Source organism: Candidatus Nanopusillus massiliensis, assembly GCF_920984865.1.
In genome coordinates, this window is record NZ_OV100765.1 from 193,212 (window position 1) to 193,852 (window position 641).

3 protein-coding genes (2 of these 3 cut by a window edge) are annotated in these 641 nt (G+C 25.4%); all 3 read right to left on the minus strand.

The annotated features are described in order from the left end of the window. Tightly spaced (at most 10 nt apart), the 3 genes in view from LUA84_RS05105 to LUA84_RS04065 form a layout consistent with a single transcriptional unit that may run on beyond the window. Positions 1 to 140, minus strand: the 5' portion of a protein-coding gene (locus tag LUA84_RS05105) for an amino acid--tRNA ligase-related protein (RefSeq protein ID WP_457913331.1). Its footprint begins 49 nt before the window's first position; 140 of the gene's 189 nt are visible here — the first part of the coding sequence; it begins with the start codon at positions 138 to 140; its stop codon lies off the left edge, out of view. Between the two features lie 10 nt (positions 141 to 150). After that, a complete protein-coding gene (locus LUA84_RS01345) occupies positions 151 to 573 on the minus strand; it encodes an amino acid--tRNA ligase-related protein (protein WP_231434091.1) in 423 nt (140 codons plus the stop codon). Then, a protein-coding gene (locus LUA84_RS04065; protein WP_457913332.1) for an amino acid--tRNA ligase-related protein crosses the window boundary here: on the minus strand, positions 560 to 641 show its 3' portion. The gene runs 68 nt beyond the window's last position; 82 of the gene's 150 nt are visible here — the last part of the coding sequence; the start codon falls outside the window, past its right edge — the gene reads right to left on this strand; it ends in the stop codon at positions 560 to 562. Before LUA84_RS04065 ends, LUA84_RS01345 begins: the two co-directional genes overlap by 14 nt.

Below are 641 nucleotides of genomic sequence, written 5' to 3' on the forward strand. Positions count from 1 at the left end.
AGATCAAAGCTTTTTGTTGTTATCATTCCATTTTTCATTGGTTCTCCCTTCATATGATAAAATGGTCCTGCAGTCCAGGGCCANNNNATTATAAATACAAATTCATTATCATATGTTTTTTTAACATAATCTCCCAGAATTTTTTCTCCTTCAGCATATTAAATCTACATTTTCTTTTATATTACTTTTTCCAATAATTTCGTATACTTCTTCCATTTTTATTTTTGGAATATTTTCTGGAATAAATACATCTACATTATAATATTTCTTTATTTCATCTTCAAAATTTTCTTTTATTTTTTTATTTGTATATTTTACAATTTCTTCCAAAACTTTCATTACAACATAATGTGAACTTATATATCCAATTTCTACATCAAAAGATGTAAATTCAGTTAAATGACGTGATGTAAAGGAAGGATCTGCCCTAAAAGCTGGTGCAATTTCAAATACTTTTTCAAATCCAGAACATATTGCCATTTGTTTATAGAATTGTGGAGATTGTGCTAAATAAGCTTTTCTATTAAAATAGTTTAATTCAAAAACTTCTGCTCCTCCTTCAGAAGCTGGCACTTATTATTTTTGGAGAAAATATTTCAATAAAATTATTATTATATAAATATTCTCTAATAAATTCTACT